Source organism: Helicobacter sp. 23-1044, from assembly GCF_053654695.1.
The window spans coordinates 96,120-118,935 of the sequence record NZ_JBSIUQ010000001.1; the positions used below are offsets into that span (position 1 = coordinate 96,120).

Consider the following 22,816-nt stretch of genomic DNA (forward strand, 5'->3'; position numbering starts at 1 on the left):
CAAAAATTTAAAAAAGAGAGATTCTTCGCTTCGTGCTTCGCACTTCGCTCAGAATGACAAAATAATTGCGAATTCTGCGTTTTTAACGCAGAATCTTAACAAAATCCCCGCATTAGATTCTGCGATTCACAAAACACGCAAAATCGCAGAATCTTGCATTCTTTATTTCGCGCCTAGCGGGTGAATCATATCCTTTGGCACGACAAATTTATCATAATCGCTTTCGCTAACCAATCCAAGCTCCATCGCAGAATCTTTTAGCGAAATGCCTTTTTTATGCGCGTTTTTGGCGATTTTGGCGGCGTTTTCATAGCCGATGTGCGGATTTAGCGCGGTTACAAGCATTAGCGAGTTATGCAAATAATACTCGATTTTCTCCCTATTCGCGCTAATGCCAACCGCGCAGTGCGCGTTAAATGAGTGCATAGAGTCCGCTAGTAAATCCAAACTTTGCAAGAAGTTATAAATAATCACAGGTTTAAAGACATTCAGCTCAAAATTGCCCTGCGATGCGCCGATACCGATTGCCGCATCATTACCCATCACCTGCACGGCGACCATTGTGATTGCCTCGCACTGCGTGGGATTGACTTTGCCGGGCATTATGGAGCTACCGGGCTCATTTTCAGGGATATTTAGCTCGCCAAGCCCGCATCTAGGACCGCTTGCAAGCCACCTGATATCATTTGCGATTTTCATCAAATTTGCCGCTAGTCCCTTCATCGCGCCGTGCGTGAATACAATCGCATCGTGGGAAGTTAGCGCGTGAAATTTATTTGGACTTGCGATGAATTTCACGCCGACAAGTTTGCTTAACTCATCGCTTACCTCATCGCTAAAATTTGCAGGGGCGTTTAGTCCCGTGCCTACCGCTGTCCCGCCGATTGCAAGTTCGCGTAAAGTCGGTAGGGACGCGATTATTTGCTCTTTGCTGTGTTTTAGCATTGAGAGATATCCGCTAAATTCTTGCCCCAAAGTGAGCGGTGTGGCGTCTTGTAGGTGTGTGCGCCCACTTTTTATAATGCCATCAAATTCGCGCGTTTTTGTCTCAAAAGTCGCTATTAGCTCATCTAGCGCGGGGAGTAGTTTTTTCTCAACTTGCGCCACCGCAACCACGCTCATCGCCGTAGGGAAGGTGTCATTTGAGCTTTGTCCGCGATTCACGTGGTCGTTTGGATGGACGAATTTCTCAACGCGAAAGTCCTTACCCAAAATCTCAGTTGCGCGATTTGCCACCACTTCATTTACATTCATATTGCTTTGCGTCCCGCTGCCCGTTTGCCAAATCGCAAGGGGGAAGTTATCATCAAACTTACCGCTTAAAATCTCATCACACGCCTTGATAATGCCATCTCTTCGCACTTCATCAAGTCCGTTGTTTAGGCGATGATTCACAATCGCACACGCCTTTTTAAGATTTGCAAACGCATAAATCAGCTCTCGTGGCATTTTCTCAACGCCGATTTTGAAATTCTCAAAACTCCGCTCCGTCTGCGCTCCCCAATACTTATCATCGGGCACTTTTACCTCACCCATCGTGTCTTTTTCGATTCGAAATGCCATTTTTGCTCCTTTAAAAATAAAATGTAGGTAATTTTTACATAATTTTCATTGCATTTTGATTAAAATCGCAGAATCTAGTGCAGATTCTGCGCTAAAACACATATCCGCTCACAATCCGCAAAGAAAAAAATACACTTTTTGTAGAAATGTCAGTGGAGGTTTATAGCAAAAAGGAAAGCGGACAAGAGGATATAAAGTAAGTTTGGGGAAAGAATCGAATGCCAAAAATGCTAAATCCCAAAATTTGCCCCTTGTAAAATTTGTAGCGTTGTAAAAAAGCGAAATTATAGCGAAAATTATTTAGATTTGCGAGTGATTTTTGAATTTGCTTTGAAATGCTAAAATGATTTTTGCAATGACGATAATTAAGCTAATCGCAAATCTCTCCGTCATTGCAAGGAATTATTTAATAAACTTATGCACAACAAACAACATAAATCTATAAATTAACTATTCATCATCGCCCAATAGTTCAAAAGTAAAATTTCTTTCTTTTCCACTAGCATTAAAACCATCCGGAAAATACACTTCAACTTCAAGCTTATATGTGCCATCTCTCCTTGGAGGGCAACCTTTGGATTTAAAATATAGAAAGCGAGGGTAACCTAGCTCGCTATTATTTTTACCAAAAATAGATTCATATTCACTTGCTTGTTTTGTGGTAAGTTTATCATACTCACTTTGTGTAATGAGTTTTGGAGCCCAAGTATCTTCTGACGCGAAACTCCATTCTCCTCTAGCAGGCGTCAAATTATTAACTGTATCATTTGCATATTTGCTAGTGCCTCTTTTGAAATAATGATAAGTTTGGCACTTACCATTGCCACCATAAAGTGTAGCATTCGCCAAAGGAACTACCCCTCCACCCTCACCTTCTACCTCACCCATCTGTATTTCCAATACACCTTCTTTTTTTATGTGAAGCATGGTGTTTTTACCTAACTCCGGCTCATATTTAGGCTTTTTTTGAGATTTATCTTTACCGCCAAATACTTCATTAGCATTTAGATTGAATTTGTATCCATCGTTAAAAACACTAAAACAACCGCTAAATCCAAATACTACCGCTACGCAAACCGCCAATGCTGTCCAATTTTTTATTTTAATTGCTTTCATTGTTTTACCTCTCTTAATATTTAAAATAAAAATATATTTTACCCCCCCCCCCCAAACTTAAATTTTACTTAATTTATTTAAATTGCAATAAAAATTTTATGAAATTTTTATGTGGTGGCATAAAACACATTTTCGCTATAATCGCACGATAAATTTTTAATGGAGCGATAAAATGACTTTGATTGTGGAAAATGCGAATGTGGAGACTTTGCGAGTGATTGAGAGCTTGAAGGGGTTGAATAAAGATTTAGTCATCACAAAAAATGACAGCGAATGCCCCATTTGCAAGGCGCATAATTACACGCCAAAAATGACAAAATAGATGAGAAGGGCACTAAAAGAGAGCGAGGATATCGCCAAAAATCCGCATAAATATCCTAGCTACAAAAATGCCAAAGAATTATTGGCGGATTGCCTAAAATGACTTACATAATCAAGCGAAGTGAAATATCTTAAAATGATAGAGATTCTTTGCTACGCTCAGAATGACAAAAAAATCGCAGAATCTAATGAATTTTAGGGTAGATTCTGCGTTTTTTGTTAGATTCTGCGATTCGCCTCGCAATAACGAAAAACGCACGAGATTCTGCGAATTGCAGAATCTAATAGATTGCCACGACTTGCTTTCGCAAGTCTCGCAATGATGAGTTTTTTTTAATTTGATTCGTGCAACAAATCACAATTCGCAGAACTCGCAATGACGAATTATTTTTGAGATTCTTTGCTCGTTTCACTTGCCAAGAATGACAAAAATTTTTCAATTTGATTCGCGTTAGCGCAATCACAATCGAAGTAATGGCGGTGTGGCTTCTTGCGTTAGTTGCGCTTATCAAGCGAGATGGGACTTATGCGTCCATCGAGCGCGGTTTTATGCAAAAATAATCCAAATGATTACCAAAGACACAAATTGCCCCAAAGTTACTGACAATTAAAGCACTCCACGCTTCTATCCATCACGCCTTGCGTTTGTTTCTCTGCATCGGGGCTTTGAGAGCGCAGATAATATGTGCTTTTTAGCCCTAGTCTCCACGCAAGCGTGTAAATGTCATTTAGATATTTGCCACTTGCCTTTGATAAATCCATAAAGATATTTACGCTTTGCCCTTGGTCTATCCACTTTTGGCGAATCGCAGCGGCTTTGATGATATTCATTTGGTCGATTTCATAGGCGTTTTTGTAGAAGTTAAACGAATCAAGCGTAAGATTTGGCACGACATTTGGTATCATTCCGCTTAAATTTTCCTCAAACCACTTTTTGCGATAAATCGGCTCAATAGTCTGCGTAGTGCCTACCAAAATGCTTATAGAGCTTGTCGGCGCAATCGCCATAAGGTAGCCGTTGCGAATGCCCTGCTCTTTGACTTTTGCGCGAAGAGATTCCCAATCGCACATATCTAGCAAAGTGCGCTCTGTCAGCTTCAACGCCTCCACATTTGCCAAATCAATGGGGAAAACGCCCTTGCTCCAATTACTGCCACTAAACTCCGCGTATTTGCCCTTCTCCACTGCCAAATCCGCACTCGCACTTATCGCATTAAAGCTAATTAGCTCCATAATCTTATCGATTTTTGCGAAATGCTCATCACTGCCCCACTCGATTTGATTTGTGGCTAGCATTTCTGCCTCGCCCATTACGCCAAGCCCGATTGCGCGGTTTTTTAGATTCGTAACGCGGACTTTTCGCGTGGGGTAGAAGTTTAAATCAATGACATTATCTAACATTCGCACGGCTATGGGGACTACGCGCTCGATATTTTCTTTGGTGTTAATCTTGCTAAGATTCACACTTGCCAAATTGCAAACCGCCGTATCACCGCCAAATCCCACGCGCTCTGTCATAAAAACCGCTTTGCCATTCACGCTATCAAGCGAAGTGATTTTGTTTGCCTTTTTTACCACACCCGAATCTAACTTCACCTCATCGCTTTCCTCAAATAGCTCAAAGCTCCCGTCCTCAAACTCCACACGCGCTTTGTAATGCGTGGGATTTGTGTTTTGAAAAATCTCTGTGCAGAGATTTGAGCTACGAATGATTCCAGCGTGGATATTTGGATTCACACGATTTGCGTTATCTTTAAAGCACAAAAAGGGCATTCCCGCCTCAAAATAATTTGTCAAAATCTTTTTCCACAATTCTTTTGCGTTTATGACTTCTTTGATAATGTCCTCACGCGCTTCTAATTCCAAATATTTGCGCTCAAATTCCTCGCCATAGCATTCGCTTAACTCGCCACATTCATAGGGGTCAAAAAGCGTCCAAAGCGCGTTTGCCTCCACGCGTTTCATAAACAAATCGCAAATCCAAAGCGCGGGGAACAAATCGTGCGCCCTGCGCCTTTCCTCACCACTATTTTTTCGCAAGTCGATAAAATCAATCACATCAATGTGCCACACTTCCAAATATGTCGCAATCGCGCCTTTTCGCGTCCCTAGCTGGTCAACTGCCACTGCAACATCGTTTGTGATTTTTAAAAACGGCACAACGCCACCAGCGGCATTTTTATGCGCATCGATAAAACTGCCAAGCGCACGAATCTTGCTAAAATCCCAGCCGATTCCACCGCCATATTTGCTAAGTAACGCCATTTCTTTATACGAATCAAAAATGCCCTCAATATTATCAGGCATACTTCCCACATAGCACGAACTTAATTGATGGCGGGTGCTTCTAGCGTTTGCCAAAGTCGGCGTAGCGCACATTACTTCAAATTTGGAGATGACATCATAAAATTTCGCCGCCCATTCGTTTGGCTCTTTTTCTCTATGCGCTAAAAACATTGCGATTGCCATAAACATATGCTGTGGCAACTCGATTGGCTTATTGTCCCTATCCTTTATCAAATACCTATCATAAAGCGTTTTTATACCCAAATAATTAAACTGCAAGTCGCGATTCGGCATAATTTTGCTATTTAGAAAATCCAAGTCAAATTTATCGGTGAATCCCTTTAAAATCTTGCCCTCATCTTGCCCTTTTTTAAGGTAATCGCGCAAATGTTTATAGCCCGTAAATGCGCTAACTTTATGATATAAATCATACAAAAACAACCTTGCTGCCACAAAGCTCCAATTTGGCGTATCCAAATCGATTTTATCAACTGCCGTTTTTATCAGCGTGATTTGGATTTCTTCGGTTGTGATTCTATCGCGGAAGTGGATTTTGGCATCGACTTCTAACTCGCTTTGACTAACCCCGCTCAAACCATTCACAGCGGAGCTTGTGTATTTTTGGATTTTGGTAATGTCTAGTGGCTCGATTCGCCCGTTTCGTTTGATTACATTTAAACCGCTCATTTTTCCACGCCTCACTTATATTCTACAATTTCATCTAAACTTAATCGATAACGCTTTTGCTGCTCTTTTATGCGATAGCCAAAAGTCAAAATCATACTCACACATTCCTTAAATGTGTCGATTCCTAGCGCGTCATTTAGCGCATCTATCTCAAATCCCTCAATCGCACACGAATCAATGCCTAAATACGCCGCATAATTCATCATCGTGCTACCAGCGATATAGCTTTGCTTCTCTACCCAATGGCGAATCGAAATGCCTTTTGCTTCTTTGCTATCAAGCATATTTTTGTAAATCTCAATCCACTTTTTGCGCTGCTCATCGGTTTTGCCACGCCGAAATGACATAAAATTTATGTAATTTGACGGCGGGACAATGGGTTGAAGTAGGCATTTTAGCACCACAACTTCACTTGCACTAGTTAGCTGAATCTGCCCCCAACACGCCTCTTTTAGTCTTTGGCGTAGATTTTTATCGCGCACCACAAGAAACCTAGTCGGCTCAACGCCCATAGAACTAGGACTCATTCGCCCAGCATCAAGTATTTCGCTAAATTGCTCACTTGGAATCGCCTTTGTCTCATCAAAAATTTTACACGCGTGGCGGAATTGCAAAGCCTTTTGAAAGTCATTCATATTTTGTCCTTTGAGTGTTTTAAATGATTGTTTTAAAAAAGTCGAAATTTTATAAATTTCTTGCTTAAATTTCTACAAATCGCAGAATCTAATTTAAAATCTACCCACCCCCTTTGTCCCCCTCCGCAAGGGAGGGGGAGAAAATGCAAAATCTCCGCACGGGAGGGGGAAAGAAAGCCCATCCCCTTGCGGGAGGGGTTTGGGGTGGGGTATTTGTCGCAAGGGTAGGGGAGAATTTTTAAGATTCTTCGCTCGTTTCACTCGCGCGAGAATGACAATTTATGTGGATGGTTGCTTTGCGCGAATCTACGATTACGCCAAAGCAATAACAAAAAAACACGCTAGATTCTGCGATTCACGCAAAATTTCGCAGAATCTAGGCGCAGAATCTATAACTGCGGTTTTGGAGTTTTTTCCGTAGAAATCGGCAGTTGCGGATACTCAATCTTTGGCTTTTCGCCACTTAAAGCGTGCAAAAATATCTCAATGCTTTTTGCTTCCGCATCGCTAATGTCAATGCCTAGCTGAATGCTCCCCATTTCCTTAATCGCATCGCGCAAACTCCAAATCGCGCCGTTGTGAAAATATGGCGCAGTTTCGGCGACATTGCGTAATGTGGGCGTTTTTACCATACCATTTTTATCGCCCTTAAAGTCGCCTAAATTGGCAAATTTATATTTACCAGCCACTTCAAATGCCTGCATAGTTCCGCCCAAATTCACGCCATTGTGGCAAGATGCACAGCCTTTGTCTAAAAAGGTTTTTAATCCTGCTTGTTCGTCTTTGCTTAATGCGCGCTCATCGCCATTTAGAAACTTATCAAAGCGCGATGGCGTGATAAGTGTGCGCTCAAAGTTTGCAATCGCATCGGCGATATTGTCAAAATTTACCTTGCCATAGAGCTTTTTAAACTCTGCGACATATTCAGGCAAAGATGAGATTTTCTCTACCGCAAGTTTTGCGGGAGTTGCCATCTCAGGCTCTGCTTCAATCGGTCCTTTGGCTTGGTCGGCTAAATGCCCCGCTCTCCCATCCCAAAACTGCGAAGTGTTAAAGACAGAGTTAAACACGGTGGGCGAGTTTAGGTGGTGCGGATTTGCACTCCATCTATGCCCCACAGCCGCGCTTATGCCATCCGTCCCACCAAGCCCCAAATTGTGGCAGGTGTTGCACGAAATAATCCCACTTTTGCTAAGGCGTGGCTCAAAATATAGCTTTTTGCCTAGCTCCGCTTTTGCCGTGCTAAATTTACTTGCCTTAATGCCATTTGCCTTCAAATAAGCATCGATTTCGCTCTGTGTGCTTGGCAGTGGCAAAAGCCCAAAATCTTTTGCCTCTTGGGCGAGATTCGCCGCATTTAAACTGATTGCAACGCTAACCATTGATGATAAAAGTAGCTTTTTCATCGAAATTTCCTTTATGTTGAATTTTGCAAAAAATGCAAGGTGCAATGTTAGCATAGTTTTTGATAAAAATTATTATCTTAATATCTTAAAGTCAATATTTTTTGCCATAAATCGCAGAATCTCCCCGCAGATTCTGCGATTTTCGTGCGAATCGCAGAATCTAAATGAGTTTCTTCGCTTCACACTTCGTGCTTCGCGCGAGAATGACAATTTTTTTGGATTGCCACGAAGTCGCCCAAAGTGCGACTTCTCGCAATGACGATTAGAGATTTTTCGCTACGCTCAAAATGACAAAATGGCGCAAATCAAATTATAAACAATCAAAGTAATGGCGGTGGTTTTAAAAAACAAAAAACATTCGCGCGGAAGTATCGTGAGTGGAGTTCGTGGGTTTTCAAGCGCGAAAACGCGAGATAGAACTAGCGGTTCATCGAGCGTTTGAGAGCGCAGAATCCCGCGAAATCCGCCACGAGACAACGCGCTTCAAGTCGTAAGGCGTTCATCACCACACTTATCGATGACAACCCCATCGCCACCCCCGCAACCATCGGATTTAGCGCGATATTAAATCCCAAAATCTGCGGTATCCCCACAGCCAGCGGTATCGCGCACACATTATACACAAACGCAAAGCCCAAATTTTCCTTTATGTTGCGAATCGTCCGCCGACTTAGCGCAATCGCCTCCGCAATGCTCCCCAAGTCGCCATTTAGCAAAATTATGTCGCTTTGTTTGATTGCAATATCACTAGCCGAATTTAGCGCAACGCCGATATTTGCGCGTGTAATGGCAAGTGCATCATTTATGCCATCGCCCACAAAGCCTACGATTTCGCCACGCTCTTGCGCCCTTGTGATGAAGTCTAGCTTATCTTGTGGCAGTTGCGAGTGATAAAACTCATCGATTGCGCACAGATTCGCCACTGATTGCACACTTTTTGCGTTATCGCCACTTAAAATTATGCTTTTTATGCCTTGTGCGCGGAGATTTGCCACCAAATTTTTGGCATTTGGGCGCAAATCATCAGCGATGACAAAAAAGCCCACGCACTGCGAATCCACACTCACAAAGCAAATCGTGTGCGGTATTTGCGCGGATTTTTCTAAAAGACGCGAATCTATCGCACACGATTTACCATTGTGTGTTTCGCCCACAAAATCCGCTGTGCCGATTTTTACGCACTTATCATTCACACTTGCGCTAATGCCCTGCCCTGCCATTGTTTGCACTTCGGTGATTTTTGCACTTAAATCCACGCCCAAATTCGCACTAGATTCGCGGATATAGCGCAAAATTGCCTTTGCGATTAAATGTTCGCTTTGGGATTCAAGCGCGTAGATTAGCGCAAAAATATCGCTTTGATTCACATTTGAATCGCCACAAATCCACTCCACCACGCGCAAATCCCCGCTTGTGAGCGTCCCTGTCTTATCAAAAATCATCGTGGTGATTTTGGCGCACACCTCCAAACTCTCCGCATTTTTGAAGTAAAATGCGCGTTTTGCGGCGATACTTGTGGCAACCATTATGCTTAAAGGCGTGGCAAGTCCCAGCGCACAGGGGCAAGAGATTAGCAATGTCGAGCTAAAAATGATAAATGCCTTGTGAAAATCGCCACTAGCCACGCCCCACGCTATCCCAGCGCACAAAGCCACTGCGATTACGCAAGGCACGAAATACGCGGATATTGTGTCTGCGATTCGCGCAATGGGGGCTTTTTTGACATTTTGCGCTAATGCGATGATTTTGCTTATCATCGAATCAGAAGCCACATTTTTCACGCGCACACGCACCATTTCAGCACAATTCACACTCCCGCTGTAAATCAAATCGCCTTGTGTTTTGCGTTTGTGCTTGGATTCGCCACTGAGGACGCTTTCATCAACTTCGCAAGATTCGCCCAAAAGCTCACAATCCACGCCAAACGCCGCACCTTTTGGGACTGCGAGTATGTCGCCGATTTGCAAGGATTCTACGCGCACTTCAAGATTAGATTCGCCTTGCACTTTTAGCGCGGTTTTGGGGGCTAGATTTATAAGCGATTCAATCCCGCTTTTTGCGTTGCTAGTGGCGATATTTTCTAACTTTTTGCCTAGCATAATCACAGCGATAATCACCCCAGCACTCTCAAAGTAGAGATTGTGAAGCAGGTGCGGAGATTCAAAGCCTAGTCGCGCCACCATATATGCACTAAACGCAATCGCACTCCCACTCCCCAAAAACACAAGCGAATCCATATTTGGCACGAGTTTAATAAGCGCGTTGAAGCCCTTTGCGTAGATTTTGCGCCCAGCGTATAGGATTGGCAGTAGCAAGGCGATTTCGATAGCGCAAATTAGGGCTTGACTTGTAGTAAGCGAATCGCCCCAAATCATCGCCCCCATACTCACGCAAAATAGCGGGATTACAAAGATTATTGCGATGAGATAGTCGCGGTTTTGTGGTTTTTGCGTGGCTTTTTGGCTAAAAATCTCCGCACCATAGCCTAGCTTTTCAATAAGCGCGATTATGGTTTTTGTGTCGGTGCGCGATTCATCAAAGGCGACATTTGCGCACTCGCTGATTAAATCAACTTCGATGCTTTTAATAAAATCCTTGCGCTTCAAACTTCGCTCAATAGACGCAGAGCACGCCGCACAGCTCATTCCGCTAATCTTTAATTTGATATTTTTCAATTATGATTCGCCTTTAAAATCGATAATTCCATCCAAGTAAAATATCGATATTGTGGCGTAAAATCGCAGAATCTGGCAAAAAATAAAACGGCACGCGGACGCCAAGCTCGATTTGATGATTGCCTATGCGCCTTGAAATGCCCGTGTTTAGCAAAGTGCCGTGCTTTAAAAGTCCGCTTGTGAAATACTCGCCGCCATATCCCACCCCCAAAAATAAGTCAAAATAAAATACATTGATTAAAAAATCGATATTTCCGCCAAATGCGACATTCCAAGCAAGTGCCTTGTTTGTGGGGATGGCAGTGCCAAAGTGCGCGTAAATCCGCAAGGCGTGTGAGTTTGCATCGCGTGTGAAAAAATATAAATATCCAAATTTCCCCATAATCTCAACGCCGATGAGTTTTTTCGCAGAATCTGCGCTAGATTCTGCGCTGAAAATATCCGCTCCGCCATTTAGTCCAATCATCAAAAAGTGCTGTGGCGGGTAGGGCGGAAATCCGTAGCGGATTCTTGCGGGTTCATTTTCTAAAATGCTCAAACGAGAGCCATCAAAATCCCTCGCATTTACCGCGCGAGTTGAAGATTTGGGAGGCTCTATGCGCTTATTGCTTTGCTTTTTTGGTGGGCGGGGAGTGCGATTTTGCGCGTTGTGCGATTTTAGTGCCTTGCCCTTTTGAATTATCGGGGCGTCATTTAGCAAATTATATTCGGCGTCAAATCCCTGCAATCGATACGCAGAATCTGCCACCACACACGAAAAAACGCACGATAAGATTAAAAAATATCGCATAAATCGCTAAATATCTTTGCACGCATCATTTTCCACAGGAATGCCGCGATTTCTGCCGTCCTTGTCTTTTGCGGGGGTGCCGTTTTTATCCACAGGTATGCCAATGTCGATAATTCCGCCCTTTGTGACGCAAATATAGGCAGTCTCTTTTTTACGCTTTAATTTAATCGTGACGGATTTTGTAAGGCGTGTGGGGAGATTCTGCGTTCTAGTGCATTGATTTTGCCCGACTTTGCAATATGGCATTCCCTCGCCATCAAATACTATGCTAAAAGTTGAGTTTTTCTTATACGCACAGGCATTTTCAGCAGTTACGATAGTATCTAACTCCACGCCATAGGTATCGCCAAAGCGCACTTCGGGGGAGAAGTTATTTTCACATTCTTTCAAATTATTTTCATTATATCCGCTCATACACGCCTTTGTCATCGGGTCGCGCGCGATTATATCGCCATCCATCGGCTTTCCATCAAAGCTTTTTGCTCCGGAGCCGGCACTATCGGCAAAAATGCTGTAAGTATTTGTCGTGGTGGCGTCCTGCTTCCCTGCTGATTGATGAAACTGAAACTGCCACATTCCGCATTGATAGTTTTCAATCTGCTTCAACGCCGCCTCATTTTTATCTGCGATGCCATTTATTTTATTAAAATAACTCACATCCTTTGTCGCAAAAAACCTATCATCTAACTGCGCTAGTGATTTTGTGTATTTTAGGTTGTTTATCATAGATTCGGCGGCTTGTTTTAGCTCCGTGCGGGGCATACTCCAAATCGCCACCACTGATAAAATGCTTAATATCACGATAATAAATACAATCTCAACCATTGTAAATGCTTTTCTCATCTCGTGCCTCCATAATTCTCTAATATCGCACAATTTTAGCAGAATCTTTATTTATTCAAACAATCATTATGGTAAAATTCGCACAAAATTTCACTTTAAAAGGCACAATTTTGCAAAATCTCTATCCATATTTAGCCCAAAAATACGGCACTCCCGCATATATCTATGACTTTGATAAAATCACTCAAAATGTAAATGCGCTCAAATGCGCATTTAACGCAAGAAAATCGCTTCTTTGCTACGCGCTTAAAGCAAATGCAAATCTTTCGCTTTTAAAGCATTTGGCACATTTAGACTGCGGGGCGGATTGCGTATCGATAAACGAAGTCAAACGCGCACTACTTGCTGGAATCCCAAAGTATAAAATCATTTATAGTGGCGTGGGAAAAAGCGATGATGATTTGCGCAAAGCGTTGCAAAATGACATTTTGTTTATCAATGTAGAGAGCACAGAAGAGCTTTTGCGTGTGGAGCAAATCGCAAGCGATTCAAAACAAGTGGCGCGAATTAGCATTCGCGTAAATCCAAACATTGACGCAAAAACGCACCCTTACATTTCAACGGGACTGCGGGAAAATAAATTTGGCGTGGATATTGAATGCGCAAAAAAAATGTTTATCTACGCAAAAAAATCTACGCACTTACAACCAATCGCGGCGCATTTTCATATCGGCTCTCAACTTTTGGATTTAGAGCCAATCACACAAAGCGCGGAAAAAATCGTGGCTTTGATTCGCGCTTTACTTGCGCTAAAAATTGATTTAAAATTCATCGATGTGGGCGGTGGGCTAGGAATCGCGTATAATGATGAAAAAATCATTGATTTAAACGACTATGCGCAAGGGATTTTAGGCGCGTTAAAGGGAGTGGATTTGACGATTATCTGTGAGTTAGGTAGGCGAATCGTGGGGGATTGTGGCGTTTTATTGGCGCGAATCTTATATGAAAAGCAAAATGAATTTAAGCGATTTTGCATTGTTGATGCGGCGATGAATGATTTGATTCGCCCTGCGCTTTATGGCGCAAAGCATAGGGTTTGCTATATCCCAATCCGTCATTGCGAGGAAGTGCGTAGCACTGACGAAGCAATCCACAAATCAAACGCCGAATCTATTGTAGATTGCCACGATTCGGCGTTCGCCGAATCTCGCAATGATGATTCGCTAGAAATCCCCGAACTTTTGCGCGAAAATGCGCCTTTATTAGAAAAAGCTGATATTGTGGGACCGATTTGCGAATCAAGCGATTATTTGGCAAAGGATATTGCGCTCCCACGCACGAATCGTGGCGATATTATTGCGATTTTGGATTGCGGGGCGTATGGTTTTAGTATGGCAAGTAGTTACAATTCACGCCTAAAATGCGCCGAAGTAGCGATTGAAAACGGCGATGATTTTTTGATTCGCGCACGGGAAACATTCGCAGAATCTACCGAAAACGAGCTAAAATGCCTAAAATCGCAGAATCTAAAAAGGACAATCGATGAAAAAACCAAATGACACAGCCAAAAAACTAGCACCACTGCGCCAAAAAATCGATAAAATCGACAATGAAATTTTGGAGCTTTTGGATAAGCGAATGCAAATCGTGCGCGAAATAGGCGCAGTGAAGCTAAAAGAAAAAGCATTTATTTATCACCCAAAAAGGGAGCGCGAGATTGTAGAGCGACTTAACGCTCTAAATCCGCGATTCATCACGCCAAGCGCAATCGATGCCATTTATAGTGAGATTTTTGCGACAAGTAGGCATTTGGAGTTGCCAGAGCGCGTGGCGTATTTAGGACCTATGGGGAGTTTCACGCACCAAGTGGCACTTAGTCGCTTTGGAAAAATCAGCGAATATGTCTCTGCGACAAACATTGAGGGCATTTTTAAGCTAGTGGAAAATAAAAGCGTGAAATACGGCGTCCTCCCCATCGAAAACAATAGCAACGGCATTGTGGGCGAGAGTTTGGACTTTTTATCAAAATACAATGTCAAAATCATCGCGGAGGCGAGTTTGGCGATTCACCATAGCCTTGCTTCAAATGAAAAATTGCTTAAAAATATCAAAAAAATCTATTCAAAAGATGTCGCATTTGGGCAATGCAGGGAGTTTTTGAAAAATTATTCGCTTCAAAATGCCGAGCTAATCCCGCTTGATTCAACCGCAAAAGCCGCCCAAATCGCTAGTGGCGAGAAAAATAGCGCGGCGATTTGCTCCAAAGTCGCGGCAGATTGCTTTAATCTCCCTATAATGTTTGAAAATATCCAAGATAGCGTTGAAAATATCACGCGATTTTTTATCATCAGCGACTTCAAACTGCCAAAAAGTGGCGCGGATAAGACTTCATTTTGCGCGTTTATAAATGACTCAAATAAGCCCGGCACTTTGGCAAAATTACTAAATGAGTTTAATAGCGCAAAGATAAATTTGGTAAAGTTAGAATCCCGCCCCGTGCGGAAGTCAAAGGATTTTAGCTTTTGGTTTTATATGGAGTTAGAAGGGCATATCGATGATTTGCATATAAATGCGATTTTCAAGCAAAAAGGGGATATTTTAAAGTGGCTAGGGAGTTATCCAAAGTAGATTCTGCGATTTATTAAAAAGTCCGCGAGATTCTGCGAAATTTGGCGGTAGATTCTGCGAATCGCACAAAAACGCAGAATCTAGCACAAAATTCATTAGATTCTGCGAAAATAAACGCAAAAATTAAACTTTTGGATTGCCACGACTTGTAAGCAAGTCTCGCAATGACGAAAATCCGCGCGAGATTCTGCGTTTTAAAAAATCCACAAGATTCTGCGAAAATCTAATGCAAAATCCCACAAAAACGCAGAATCTAGATTCTGCGAAATCTCACTTTATCCCAAGCGATACGAGTTTTTTAAATCCATTTGCCACGCTTAAATCGCTTTTTTCAACCTCGTCTTTTTTGACTTTTAAAAGGAAGCCAGAAGTCGGATTTGGCGTGGTGGGGATGAATACGAAATATTCGTCCTCCATCTCTTTTGTGATAAATCCCATCACTTTGTAATCGCCGATTTTCACCCACACCACGCCTAAATAGTTGTCCGTGCCCTTTGCGCTAAATAAATTTACGATTTCCTTAATCGTGGCGTAAATGGTGGAGATTAGCGGGATTTTGCCGATGATTAAATCCGCTGCTTTTAGGAAAATCGCCTCTTTGTTTCGCTCCACCACAAATCCCAAAATTAGGAAAAATAACAGCATAAGCACGCAAATAGCGATGGTTGAGATGAGACTTCTTTGCGTTAGGAAAAAAATGGAATCCACAATATTTGCGAAAAATCCGTAAATGATTTTTAAAATCCAAAGCAAAATAATGATAGGCAAAACCGCCACAATCCCCTTAAACACGAGATGAAAAACCTTCATAAAAATCCTTTTTTGATTTTTTAAAACGATAATTTTAACATAAATTTAAGATTTGCAATTTCGCAGAATCTAGCGCACCGCAGAATTTACGATAAATCTTCGCATAGCCGTAACTTCGCAGAATCTACCAAAAATTTTCGTAGAATCTACCAAAAAACCGAGCCAGATTCTGCAATTATTTGACTTTTTTAATCCAAATGCTCCCGCCTGTATTTTTTTGACTTAATGGCAGAGTTTTTGCAAATAAATCTTTGTAAAAATAATTTAGATAAGTGTTGAAAAACGCAATCTCAAAATTCTCATTATATTGCAAAAATGCCCTCAGGATGTAAGTTTCATTCCACGAAATCTTATTTTCTAACCAATCTTTTGGATAAGTAAATGGATAAAAAATATCGTGAAAATGCACAAAAACACCCTTTTTTAGGCAGAGCAGAATCTCAAAAAAGATTTTATTCACATCGGAGTTAATCTTACTAATATGCGTAGAATCGATAAATAAAATATCATTTGCCTCTAAACTTTCAAACATTGAAAGCGGGATTTCTTGGAGGCGTTTTTGGTGGAGATTTAGCGTTTGAAAATCGTGTGTGGAGAAAAGCTGCGATAAGACTTTTGGATATGGCTCAATATGCGTTATGCAAATCGATTCTGCCCCCCCCCTTATCGCCAAAAAACTTATCATTTACATCGTGCATCAACGCGGAGCTAAATCCGCTTCCAACCTCAATAATCCGCTTTGGACGCAAATATCTAATCATCGCATAAAGGCAAATCCCATCGCTGTGGCAATATGCGCCATTTTCAAAGTAGTAGCGGAGATTTGCTTTCTTTGTCTCACCAAAAGGCATCGTTTCGTAGAATCTGCCAAAAATTTCAAGCATTTTTAATTGCTCTTTTAGTCGCAAATTCACTCCCGCCACGCTTTTATAATCCAAATTTGCAATGCCCTCTTTTATCTCAAAATCATTTGCGATGGGCGAGTAAAAATGCCCACTTGGCACGAAATCCACTTGCGAAAAAATCTGCCGAAGTTTGCGATATGGTTTTCTTAAAATGTCTTTGATTTGCTTTTTCATTATGGCGTCCTTTTTGTGAAAAAATTTTGTTAGCGTAGCATAATTTTTCTAATTTAATGATAGAATTTTGAAAATTTTTTAAAGGATGCAAATGCTTCAAAAACTGCTTCAAAAGCTAAAAAATTTCGGCGAATTAGTCGTTTTTAAGCACACGATTTTTTCATCGACATTTTTGCTAGTGGCGGTAATCGTGGCATTTTGGCAGATTCGCACCACGATAAATGCGTCATTTGTGGCAAAAACGCTCATTTTATGCGCCCTAGCACTCATATTTGCGCGAAATTTTGCGATGGCATTCAATCGCTTTTGCGACACCAAATTTGACGCGCTAAATCCCCGCACAAGCTCCCGCCCTAGCGTTGATGGGCGCATATCGCCCCGTGCGGTTTTGTTTTTTACTATCGCAAACGCGCTTGGATTTATCATCACTTCATTTTGCATAAATGCCCTTGCGTTCGCGCTCTCCGTGCCATTTTTGCTAATCATCGGCGCGTATTCGTATTTCAAGCGATTTAGCGCACTCGCGCATTTTGTGCTTGGCATTTGCCTTGCACTTGCGCCCATTGCGGGAGTTGTGGCGGTTTTGGGTGCGATTCCTTTGTGGAGCGTGTTTTTGTCGCTTGGCGTGGCGTTTTGGGTGGCGGGATTTGATTTGCTCTACTCATTGCAAGACATTGAGTTTGATAAGGCAAATGGATTGTTTTCAATCCCCTCGCGCTACGGGCTAAAAGCTACGATTTTTATCTCGCGATTCGCACATATAATGGCAGTGATTTTTTGGGTGCTTTTTGTGGTAGATTCGCAAGGCGGAGTCTTCGCGTATTTGGGCGTTTTAAGCGCGTTTGCAATGCTAATCTATGAGCATTATTTAGTCGCCAAAGATTTGCTAAATATCCCCAAAGCGTTTTTTCAAACAAACGGCTATTTGGGCGTGATATTTTTGGCATTTATCGCGGTGGATTGCATAGCGGGGGGATTTTTGTGAGAATTATTAGTGCGCCTTTGAAAATTGACTTTGGCAAGGTGAGCGCGGAAAATGAGGCGATTTTTAGGGCGGAGTTTGATAGGTTGAGTGAAAATAACGATGACCCGATTTCGGCGTGGATTCGCGCTACACGGGCGCGTGGGCGTGTGGTGGATGAAAATGAGCCGATTTTGCAACTCTTAATCGAACTGCACCGCAAGATTGACGCGCTATGTGCGCAAATAAACAACGAATCCAAAAATTACATATCGCTTGAATCTAACGCGGTGCTTGAAGCAATCGGGCATAATCTTTTAATTTTTGGCGAGGATTTGGCAGACGAACTTGAAGTGGGCGCGAAATACTACGGACGGCTTGATATTGCCGTGTTTCCACCGCGCAAAATCCCGCTTTTTTTTATCGCAAAGGACACCAAAAATGCCGAAATTTGCCTAATGCACGGCAGAGACGAAGTGGATTTTGATAGCTATATCGCCGCAAGAGAACGAAGCATCATAAGGGAGAGCAAAAAGCAATGAAAAATTCGTCAAATTCGCAGAATCTAGCGCACGATTCGCCATATTCGCAGAATCTACGAAATTTTACCCACCCCCTTGCCCCCTCCGCAAGGGAGGGGGAATTTCCTAAATTTACTCCGCAGAATCTAAATGCTTTTTATGTCATTAGCGAATATCCGCTGAAAACACCCAAAAGATTTAGCCAAAGTGCGTTGCACACGCAATCTTATGGATATTTTTATTTGTTTGAGAGTAAAAAAATCATAAATCCGCAAACACTAAAAAATAATGCGAATTTTTTGCTAAAATTACAATTTTAAACTGCAATCAAAGGGAAATTATGGATGAAATGCTTCTCATAAATGTCGGCATTATCGTGCTTTTCGTGCTGATATTTGCATATTTTTATATCAAAGATAGCGACACGCAAAAGCGATTATTGCGAGTGGAAAGGGCACTTGATGAGCTAAACAAAGATATTTTTAAACTGCAAAAGACGCTAAAAAATGGTCCAAAAATCGACACCGCCGAGATAAAGTTAGACTTCCGCAAGTCGCTTGATGACATTTATGCCATCATCGAAAAGGACAGAGAATATGTCGATAGCAAATTTAGCATTTTTGAGGATAGATTGAAAGAAAATAGTTTTTACCCAAATGCGAGTGCGGGAAATGTCGATGAGCGGCGGATAATCGCGCTTTTTAAGGATGGATGGAGTATCGAAAATATCGCGCGGGAACTGATGGTTACCAAAAGTGAAGTGGAATTCACGCTAAAACTCGCGGATATAAAGTAGATTCTGCGAAAAATGGGCGAGATTCTGCGAATTTTTAGATTTTCGTAGAATCTGCTACCAAAATCCCCCCTCCCTTGCGGAGGGGGTTTGGGGGTGGGTAAAATTTCGCAGAATCTGTTGTCATATTGAGCGAAGCGAAATATCTCCGTCATTGCGAGATTTTGCGATTTGGCGAGAATTAGAGTCGTCATTGCGAGATTTTGCGTAGCAAAATCGTGGCAATCCAAAATGACAATTAAAAGGCGTGGATTGCCACGAAGTCGCCCAAGTGCGACTTCTCGCAATGACGGCGTGGAAATTTTCGCACTAGATTCTGCGTTTTAGATTCTGCGCCAAATTCGCAGAATCTCGCTTGATTTTAACGATTTTCGCATAATCTCGCGCATTTTTCGCAGAAACTCGTAGCAGAATCTATCTCATTTTTAAGGACTTCACTTTGCAGATTTTGATTTTTTCTGCCATTTTTGCCTTGCTAGTCATCCTCTCAAACTTCGCCGTGCAGTTTCAAATCGGCGCAAGTTACCTAACTTACGGCGCACTTATTTATCCGCTGTCATTTTTACTGCTTGATATTTTAAGCGAGAAAAACTCCAAAAAAGAAGTCCTAAAAATCCTGCGCTACGGGCTAATCCTCGCCTTCATCCCATCGCTTTTTATAAGCGAACCACGCATCGCAATCGCCTCAATTTGCGCATTTGTAATCGCGCAACCGCTCGATGTGCATTTATTTTTCTTTTTTAAAAAAACCTTCCCCCGCCTTTGGTGGTTACGAAACAACGCATCCACCATCATCGCGCAGTTTTTTGATACGATGATATTTTTTCACATTGCATTTTTGGGCGAAAAAAGTTTTGCGGTTTGCACTTTGATGGCACTTTTTGATTTTTTTATAAAAGTGCTTTTAAGTGCGCTAAACACGCCGTTTTTCTACATTTTGGCAATCAAAATGCGCACTTTTATTTTTAAACTCAAATAATCTGCTAACATTTTGCCTTTAAATTTCAAAAGGCAAAATATGGTTGAGCTAAAAAATATTCAAAAAATCTATCCAAACGGATTTCACGCACTAAAAAATATCAATTTAAAGGTAAATGAAGGCGAGATTTACGGCATTATCGGGTTTAGTGGCGCGGGGAAAAGCACACTTATTCGCATCATAAATTTGCTTGAAACCCCAAGCAGTGGCGAAGTTATCGTAAATGGCAAGGATTTGCGGAGGTTATCGCCCAAAGATTTGCGCATAGAGCGACAAAAAATCGGTATGATTTTTCAGCACTTTCATTTGCTAACCTCAAAAAGCGTGTTTGAAAATGTCGCCTTTGCATTAGAGATTGCAAAGTGGGAGAAAAGCGCGATAAAGTCCCGCGTGGATGAGCTTTTGGCACTTGTGGGGTTGAGCGATAAGGCGCACTCTTACCCAAGTCAGCTTAGTGGCGGGCAAAAACAGCGCGTGGCAATCGCCCGTGCCCTCGCAAATCACCCGCATTTACTGCTTTGCGATGAGGCGACAAGTGCGCTTGATACGAAAACGACAGCATCGATTTTAACGCTGCTTAGGGACATTCAAACACGCCTAAATCTCACAATCATCCTAATCACACATCAAATCGATGTCGTCCGCTCCATTTGCGATAAAATGTGCGTGTTAAGCAACGGACAAATCGTAGAATCTGGGCGCGTGGGCGAGATTTTCATAAATCCGCAAAATGAAATCACAAGGGAGCTCATCGCATTTCTCCCGCCCACGAAGGACGAAAATTTGGTGGAGTTGCTTGATGATAGAAGCGATGTGTATCGCGTCATTTTCACGGGCACAAAGGCGCATAATCCGCTCATTAGTCAGATGATTAGGGAGTTTGGCGTGGATGTGAATATTTTAAGCGGAAATATCGATGAGGTGCAAAGCACGGAGTTTGGGCACTTGGTGGTGAAAATTTTGGGTAATGTGGCGCAAAAAGAAAGGGCGATAGTTTGGCTAAAATCACAAGGGGTTGAAGTGCAGAATTTGGGGTAGGATTTGGGGCGGAGTTTGGGGGCAGATTCTGCGATTTTGGGGCAGAATTTGGGATAGAATTTATGGCAGATTCTGCGAATCGCAGAATCTCGCACGAAAAATCCACGAATCTCGCAGAATCTATTCGTGCCGTAATGCGTCTATTGGATTTAGCTTTGAAGCACGCCTTGCGGGGAGGTATCCAAACAGCACTCCCAAAAAGCACGAAAATAAAAACGCCAAAATCGCAATGCCCGTGCTAAAAACAAAGGGTATATTCATCACTATTGACAATCCTAGCGCGATAAAAAATGCCAAAATTATGCCAATAATCCCGCCTAGCGCGGATAGGACAACAGATTCGATTAAAAATTGTAGCAAAACTTCGCCTTCCAACGCACCGATTGCAAGGCGTGTGCCGATTTCTTTTGTGCGCTCGGTGACTGATACTAGCATAATATTCATAATGCCAATGCCCCCGACAATAAGACTTACCCCCGCAATAGAGCCAATAAATAGCGTTAGCATCGCCATCGTGCTAGTCATCGCCTCTTCAAACTGCTTTGTGTCGCGAATCTCAAAATTATCCACCTTCCCACTTTTATCAATGCCACGAATCTCGCGCAATAGCGACTTTATCTCGCTTGTCTTTTGCTTTGAATCTACGCCATCTTTTAGCGAAATCAGCACTTGATTGATATTATTTATCGAGCTTTTTTCACGCCCCAAAGTCCGCAAATACGATTTTAGCGGAAAAAGCACGATTTCATCTTGGTTTGAGTGCCCCACCTGCCCCTTGCCTTTTAGCGTGGCGATGACTTCGCAAATCAGTGCGCCGTGCCGATTGCCAATTTTTAGCTTCGCGCCTAGCGGAGATTCTGCGCCAAAAAGCTCATTTTGCACGGTAGCACCGATGATACAGACATTTGCGCCACTTTTATATTCATTTTCGCTAAACTCCCGTCCACTCTCAATCTCCCAATTTGCCACGATAAAATATTCACTCTCCACGCCCAAAGTCTCGCTCTCACGGGCATTTTGATTATACTGCACGAGCGAGTTGCCCTGCCCTACGCTACTTAACGCATTTATGCCTACAATACGATTGCGAATCATCTCCACTTCTTGCTCATTAAAATACCGCCTAAGGCTCTGCCCTGCGGTGTCAAGCCCGTGCGCGGGGGTTAGCATAATGAGATTATTGCCAAGCTGCGAAATATTTTCTTTTACCTGCGCACTCATTCCATTGCCTAGCGTAATCATCACAATGACGCTCCCCGTGCCGATGATAATGCCTAGCATTGTGAGAAATGCCCGAAGTGCGTTTCTTTGAATCTGCCGAAATGCCAACATAAATGCGTTTAAAATCATTGGGAGTCCTTTTTGTGAAGCGCAGAATCTGCGGGAGATTCTGCGATTTTTGTGCGATTCGCAGAATCTGCGCTTTGTTCCCCCTCCCTTGCGGAGGGGGCTAGGGGGTGGGTAATTTTTATTTTAGATTCTGCGTTTTCGTGCGAGATTCTGCGATTCACAGAATCTGCGTCATTTTCCGTCATTGCGAGATTCTGCGAAGCAGAATCGTGGCAATCCATTGTTAGATTCTGCGTTTTTTATTTGATTAGCAGAATCTGCGTCATTTTCGCCGTTTTTTTGTTTAGATTCGCTTGAATCTTTTCGCAAAAAGGGCTGCACCCCCCGCCCCGCTCCCCCTACGCGCCAAAAAGCAGCCGCTTTTTCGCTTTTAGGGGGAGTGCCTCGCTTTTCCG

General features: G+C 42.5%; 28 protein-coding genes. 13 read left to right on the top strand and 15 right to left on the bottom strand.

Translation table 11 applies throughout. From position 1 onward, the window contains the following. Nucleotides 1-162 precede the first annotated feature (162 nt). Nucleotides 163-1,563, bottom strand: coding sequence for a class II fumarate hydratase (fumC, locus tag ACWIUD_RS00600; protein ID WP_454145674.1), 1,401 nt, complete (start codon nt 1,561-1,563; stop codon nt 163-165). A 450-nt stretch (nt 1,564-2,013) separates the two neighbouring features. Beyond that, entirely contained in the window at nt 2,014-2,679 is a 666-nt protein-coding gene (locus ACWIUD_RS00605; protein ID WP_454145676.1) for a hypothetical protein, read from the bottom strand. Between the two features lie 172 nt (nt 2,680-2,851). Here ACWIUD_RS00605 and ACWIUD_RS00610 point away from each other — a divergent pair, with 172 nt between their 5' ends. Continuing rightward, entirely contained in the window at nt 2,852-3,001 is a 150-nt protein-coding gene (locus ACWIUD_RS00610; RefSeq protein WP_454145678.1) for a hypothetical protein, read from the top strand. Between the two features lie 163 nt (nt 3,002-3,164). Beyond that, nucleotides 3,165-3,323, top strand: a complete 159-nt coding sequence (locus tag ACWIUD_RS00615) for a hypothetical protein (RefSeq protein ID WP_454145680.1) — start codon at nt 3,165-3,167, stop codon at nt 3,321-3,323. Nucleotides 3,324-3,597: 274 nt separating this feature from the next. Here ACWIUD_RS00615 and ACWIUD_RS00620 read toward each other — a convergent pair whose 3' ends face one another. Genes ACWIUD_RS00620 through ACWIUD_RS00630 form a run of 3 tightly spaced genes read right to left on the bottom strand, consistent with a single transcriptional unit; the run spans nt 3,598 to nt 6,790 of the window. Beyond that, nucleotides 3,598-5,973, bottom strand: coding sequence for a ribonucleoside-diphosphate reductase subunit alpha (locus ACWIUD_RS00620; RefSeq protein ID WP_454145682.1), 2,376 nt, complete (start codon nt 5,971-5,973; stop codon nt 3,598-3,600). 11 nt (nt 5,974-5,984) lie between these two features. Further along, nucleotides 5,985-6,608, bottom strand: a complete 624-nt coding sequence (locus tag ACWIUD_RS00625) for an NAD(P)H-dependent oxidoreductase (RefSeq protein ID WP_454145684.1) — start codon at nt 6,606-6,608, stop codon at nt 5,985-5,987. A gap of 32 nt (nt 6,609-6,640) precedes the next feature. Next, nucleotides 6,641-6,790 carry a hypothetical protein gene (locus ACWIUD_RS00630; protein WP_454145686.1) on the bottom strand — a complete coding sequence of 50 codons (150 nt, stop codon included), beginning with the start codon at nt 6,788-6,790 and terminating at the stop codon, nt 6,641-6,643. 89 nt (nt 6,791-6,879) lie between these two features. Between ACWIUD_RS00630 and ACWIUD_RS00635 the strand changes: the two genes are divergently transcribed. Then, nucleotides 6,880-7,029, top strand: coding sequence for a hypothetical protein (locus ACWIUD_RS00635; protein WP_454145688.1), 150 nt, complete (start codon nt 6,880-6,882; stop codon nt 7,027-7,029). Here ACWIUD_RS00635 and ACWIUD_RS00640 read toward each other — a convergent pair. Further along, entirely contained in the window at nt 6,998-8,020 is a 1,023-nt protein-coding gene (locus ACWIUD_RS00640) for a cytochrome-c peroxidase (RefSeq protein ID WP_454146352.1), read from the bottom strand. The genes ACWIUD_RS00635 and ACWIUD_RS00640 overlap by 32 nt on opposite strands. A gap of 7 nt (nt 8,021-8,027) precedes the next feature. On the opposite strand from ACWIUD_RS00640, the gene ACWIUD_RS00645 reads away from it, so the two are divergent. Next, complete coding sequence (locus tag ACWIUD_RS00645; RefSeq protein ID WP_454145690.1) at nt 8,028-8,273, top strand: hypothetical protein; 246 nt, start codon at nt 8,028-8,030, stop codon at nt 8,271-8,273. A gap of 160 nt (nt 8,274-8,433) precedes the next feature. Here ACWIUD_RS00645 and ACWIUD_RS00650 read toward each other — a convergent pair whose 3' ends face one another. From ACWIUD_RS00650 to ACWIUD_RS00660, 3 genes are read right to left on the bottom strand one after another with little or no spacing between them, the layout of a single operon-like run. Continuing rightward, nucleotides 8,434-10,689 carry a heavy metal translocating P-type ATPase gene (locus tag ACWIUD_RS00650; protein ID WP_454145692.1) on the bottom strand — a complete coding sequence of 752 codons (2,256 nt, stop codon included), beginning with the start codon at nt 10,687-10,689 and terminating at the stop codon, nt 8,434-8,436. Nucleotides 10,690-10,702: 13 nt separating this feature from the next. Next, nucleotides 10,703-11,479, bottom strand: coding sequence for a hypothetical protein (locus ACWIUD_RS00655; RefSeq protein WP_454145694.1), 777 nt, complete (start codon nt 11,477-11,479; stop codon nt 10,703-10,705). Between the two features lie 6 nt (nt 11,480-11,485). Beyond that, on the bottom strand, nt 11,486-12,322 hold the full coding sequence (locus ACWIUD_RS00660) for a pilus assembly FimT family protein (protein ID WP_454145696.1): 837 nt from the start codon (nt 12,320-12,322) through the stop codon (nt 11,486-11,488). Between the two features lie 107 nt (nt 12,323-12,429). Between ACWIUD_RS00660 and lysA the strand changes: the two genes are divergently transcribed. Then, nucleotides 12,430-13,821, top strand: a complete 1,392-nt coding sequence (gene lysA, locus ACWIUD_RS00665) for a diaminopimelate decarboxylase (RefSeq protein WP_454146354.1) — start codon at nt 12,430-12,432, stop codon at nt 13,819-13,821. Further along, nucleotides 13,805-14,890 (top strand): bifunctional chorismate mutase/prephenate dehydratase, encoded by a 1,086-nt coding sequence (locus tag ACWIUD_RS00670; protein WP_454145698.1) that lies wholly within the window; start codon nt 13,805-13,807, stop codon nt 14,888-14,890. The genes lysA and ACWIUD_RS00670 overlap by 17 nt, the downstream gene beginning before the upstream one ends. Here ACWIUD_RS00670 and ACWIUD_RS00675 read toward each other — a convergent pair. From ACWIUD_RS00675 to ACWIUD_RS00690, 4 genes are all read right to left on the bottom strand, one after another. Continuing rightward, nucleotides 14,870-15,010, bottom strand: coding sequence for a hypothetical protein (locus ACWIUD_RS00675; RefSeq protein WP_454145700.1), 141 nt, complete (start codon nt 15,008-15,010; stop codon nt 14,870-14,872). The genes ACWIUD_RS00670 and ACWIUD_RS00675 overlap by 21 nt on opposite strands. 150 nt (nt 15,011-15,160) lie before the next feature. Then, nucleotides 15,161-15,700, bottom strand: a complete 540-nt coding sequence (locus ACWIUD_RS00680) for a DUF502 domain-containing protein (RefSeq protein ID WP_454136553.1) — start codon at nt 15,698-15,700, stop codon at nt 15,161-15,163. Nucleotides 15,701-15,875: 175 nt separating this feature from the next. Continuing rightward, nucleotides 15,876-16,385 (bottom strand): hypothetical protein, encoded by a 510-nt coding sequence (locus ACWIUD_RS00685; protein WP_454145702.1) that lies wholly within the window; start codon nt 16,383-16,385, stop codon nt 15,876-15,878. Continuing rightward, nucleotides 16,327-16,779: a hypothetical protein gene (locus tag ACWIUD_RS00690; RefSeq protein ID WP_454145704.1), complete on the bottom strand. Its 453-nt coding sequence runs from the start codon at nt 16,777-16,779 to the stop codon at nt 16,327-16,329. Before ACWIUD_RS00690 ends, ACWIUD_RS00685 begins: the two co-directional genes overlap by 59 nt. Before the next feature lie 91 nt (nt 16,780-16,870). On the opposite strand from ACWIUD_RS00690, the gene mqnP reads away from it, so the two are divergent. From mqnP to ACWIUD_RS00725, 7 genes are all read left to right on the top strand, one after another. Next, entirely contained in the window at nt 16,871-17,764 is an 894-nt protein-coding gene (gene mqnP, locus ACWIUD_RS00695) for a menaquinone biosynthesis prenyltransferase MqnP (protein ID WP_454145706.1), read from the top strand. Continuing rightward, on the top strand, nt 17,761-18,282 hold the full coding sequence (locus tag ACWIUD_RS00700) for a hypothetical protein (protein WP_454145708.1): 522 nt from the start codon (nt 17,761-17,763) through the stop codon (nt 18,280-18,282). Before mqnP ends, ACWIUD_RS00700 begins: the two co-directional genes overlap by 4 nt. Continuing rightward, the gene (locus tag ACWIUD_RS00705) at nt 18,279-18,581 is read left to right on the top strand and encodes a hypothetical protein (RefSeq protein WP_454145710.1); all 303 of its coding nucleotides are present in this window, start codon (nt 18,279-18,281) and stop codon (nt 18,579-18,581) included. The genes ACWIUD_RS00700 and ACWIUD_RS00705 overlap by 4 nt, the downstream gene beginning before the upstream one ends. 20 nt (nt 18,582-18,601) lie before the next feature. Then, nucleotides 18,602-19,057: a hypothetical protein gene (locus ACWIUD_RS00710; protein WP_454145712.1), complete on the top strand. Its 456-nt coding sequence runs from the start codon at nt 18,602-18,604 to the stop codon at nt 19,055-19,057. A gap of 168 nt (nt 19,058-19,225) precedes the next feature. Beyond that, complete coding sequence (locus ACWIUD_RS00715) at nt 19,226-19,381, top strand: hypothetical protein (RefSeq protein WP_454145714.1); 156 nt, start codon at nt 19,226-19,228, stop codon at nt 19,379-19,381. A 112-nt stretch (nt 19,382-19,493) separates the two neighbouring features. Further along, the gene (locus ACWIUD_RS00720; protein WP_454145716.1) at nt 19,494-20,033 is read left to right on the top strand and encodes a queuosine precursor transporter; all 540 of its coding nucleotides are present in this window, start codon (nt 19,494-19,496) and stop codon (nt 20,031-20,033) included. Nucleotides 20,034-20,072: 39 nt separating this feature from the next. After that, nucleotides 20,073-21,071, top strand: coding sequence for a methionine ABC transporter ATP-binding protein (locus ACWIUD_RS00725; protein ID WP_454145718.1), 999 nt, complete (start codon nt 20,073-20,075; stop codon nt 21,069-21,071). A gap of 120 nt (nt 21,072-21,191) precedes the next feature. On the opposite strand, the gene ACWIUD_RS00730 is transcribed toward ACWIUD_RS00725, so the two are convergent. Both ACWIUD_RS00730 and ACWIUD_RS00735 read right to left on the bottom strand, forming a co-directional pair. After that, nucleotides 21,192-22,421 (bottom strand): ABC transporter permease, encoded by a 1,230-nt coding sequence (locus ACWIUD_RS00730; RefSeq protein WP_454145720.1) that lies wholly within the window; start codon nt 22,419-22,421, stop codon nt 21,192-21,194. Beyond that, nucleotides 22,418-22,642, bottom strand: a complete 225-nt coding sequence (locus tag ACWIUD_RS00735) for a hypothetical protein (protein ID WP_454145722.1) — start codon at nt 22,640-22,642, stop codon at nt 22,418-22,420. Before ACWIUD_RS00735 ends, ACWIUD_RS00730 begins: the two co-directional genes overlap by 4 nt. Nucleotides 22,643-22,816: the final 174 nt, after the last annotated feature.

Bases quoted from the DNA above. Each gene is read 5' to 3' on its own strand.
- ACWIUD_RS00610 (WP_454145678.1), top strand. From the start codon at position 2,852: ATGACTTTGATTGTGGAAAATGCGAATGTGGAGACTTTGCGAGTGATT.
- ACWIUD_RS00670 (WP_454145698.1), top strand. From the start codon at position 13,805: ATGAAAAAACCAAATGACACAGCCAAAAAACTAGCACCACTGCGCCAA.
- ACWIUD_RS00725 (WP_454145718.1), top strand. From the start codon at position 20,073: ATGGTTGAGCTAAAAAATATTCAAAAAATCTATCCAAACGGATTTCAC.
- ACWIUD_RS00605 (WP_454145676.1), bottom strand. From the start codon at position 2,679: ATGAAAGCAATTAAAATAAAAAATTGGACAGCATTGGCGGTTTGCGTA.
- ACWIUD_RS00660 (WP_454145696.1), bottom strand. From the start codon at position 12,322: ATGAGAAAAGCATTTACAATGGTTGAGATTGTATTTATTATCGTGATA.
- ACWIUD_RS00655 (WP_454145694.1), bottom strand. From the start codon at position 11,479: ATGCGATATTTTTTAATCTTATCGTGCGTTTTTTCGTGTGTGGTGGCA.
- ACWIUD_RS00690 (WP_454145704.1), bottom strand. From the start codon at position 16,779: ATGAAAAAGCAAATCAAAGACATTTTAAGAAAACCATATCGCAAACTT.
- ACWIUD_RS00705 (WP_454145710.1), top strand. From the start codon at position 18,279: ATGAAAAATTCGTCAAATTCGCAGAATCTAGCGCACGATTCGCCATAT.
- ACWIUD_RS00710 (WP_454145712.1), top strand. From the start codon at position 18,602: ATGGATGAAATGCTTCTCATAAATGTCGGCATTATCGTGCTTTTCGTG.
- ACWIUD_RS00615 (WP_454145680.1), top strand. From the start codon at position 3,165: ATGACAAAAAAATCGCAGAATCTAATGAATTTTAGGGTAGATTCTGCG.
- mqnP (WP_454145706.1), top strand. From the start codon at position 16,871: ATGCTTCAAAAACTGCTTCAAAAGCTAAAAAATTTCGGCGAATTAGTC.
- ACWIUD_RS00680 (WP_454136553.1), bottom strand. From the start codon at position 15,700: ATGAAGGTTTTTCATCTCGTGTTTAAGGGGATTGTGGCGGTTTTGCCT.
- ACWIUD_RS00620 (WP_454145682.1), bottom strand. From the start codon at position 5,973: ATGAGCGGTTTAAATGTAATCAAACGAAACGGGCGAATCGAGCCACTA.
- fumC (WP_454145674.1), bottom strand. From the start codon at position 1,563: ATGGCATTTCGAATCGAAAAAGACACGATGGGTGAGGTAAAAGTGCCC.
- ACWIUD_RS00645 (WP_454145690.1), top strand. From the start codon at position 8,028: ATGTTGAATTTTGCAAAAAATGCAAGGTGCAATGTTAGCATAGTTTTT.
- ACWIUD_RS00635 (WP_454145688.1), top strand. From the start codon at position 6,880: ATGACAATTTATGTGGATGGTTGCTTTGCGCGAATCTACGATTACGCC.
- ACWIUD_RS00685 (WP_454145702.1), bottom strand. From the start codon at position 16,385: ATGATAAGTTTTTTGGCGATAAGGGGGGGGGCAGAATCGATTTGCATA.
- ACWIUD_RS00625 (WP_454145684.1), bottom strand. From the start codon at position 6,608: ATGAATGACTTTCAAAAGGCTTTGCAATTCCGCCACGCGTGTAAAATT.
- ACWIUD_RS00735 (WP_454145722.1), bottom strand. From the start codon at position 22,642: ATGGATTGCCACGATTCTGCTTCGCAGAATCTCGCAATGACGGAAAAT.
- ACWIUD_RS00630 (WP_454145686.1), bottom strand. From the start codon at position 6,790: ATGGGCTTTCTTTCCCCCTCCCGTGCGGAGATTTTGCATTTTCTCCCC.
- ACWIUD_RS00730 (WP_454145720.1), bottom strand. From the start codon at position 22,421: ATGATTTTAAACGCATTTATGTTGGCATTTCGGCAGATTCAAAGAAAC.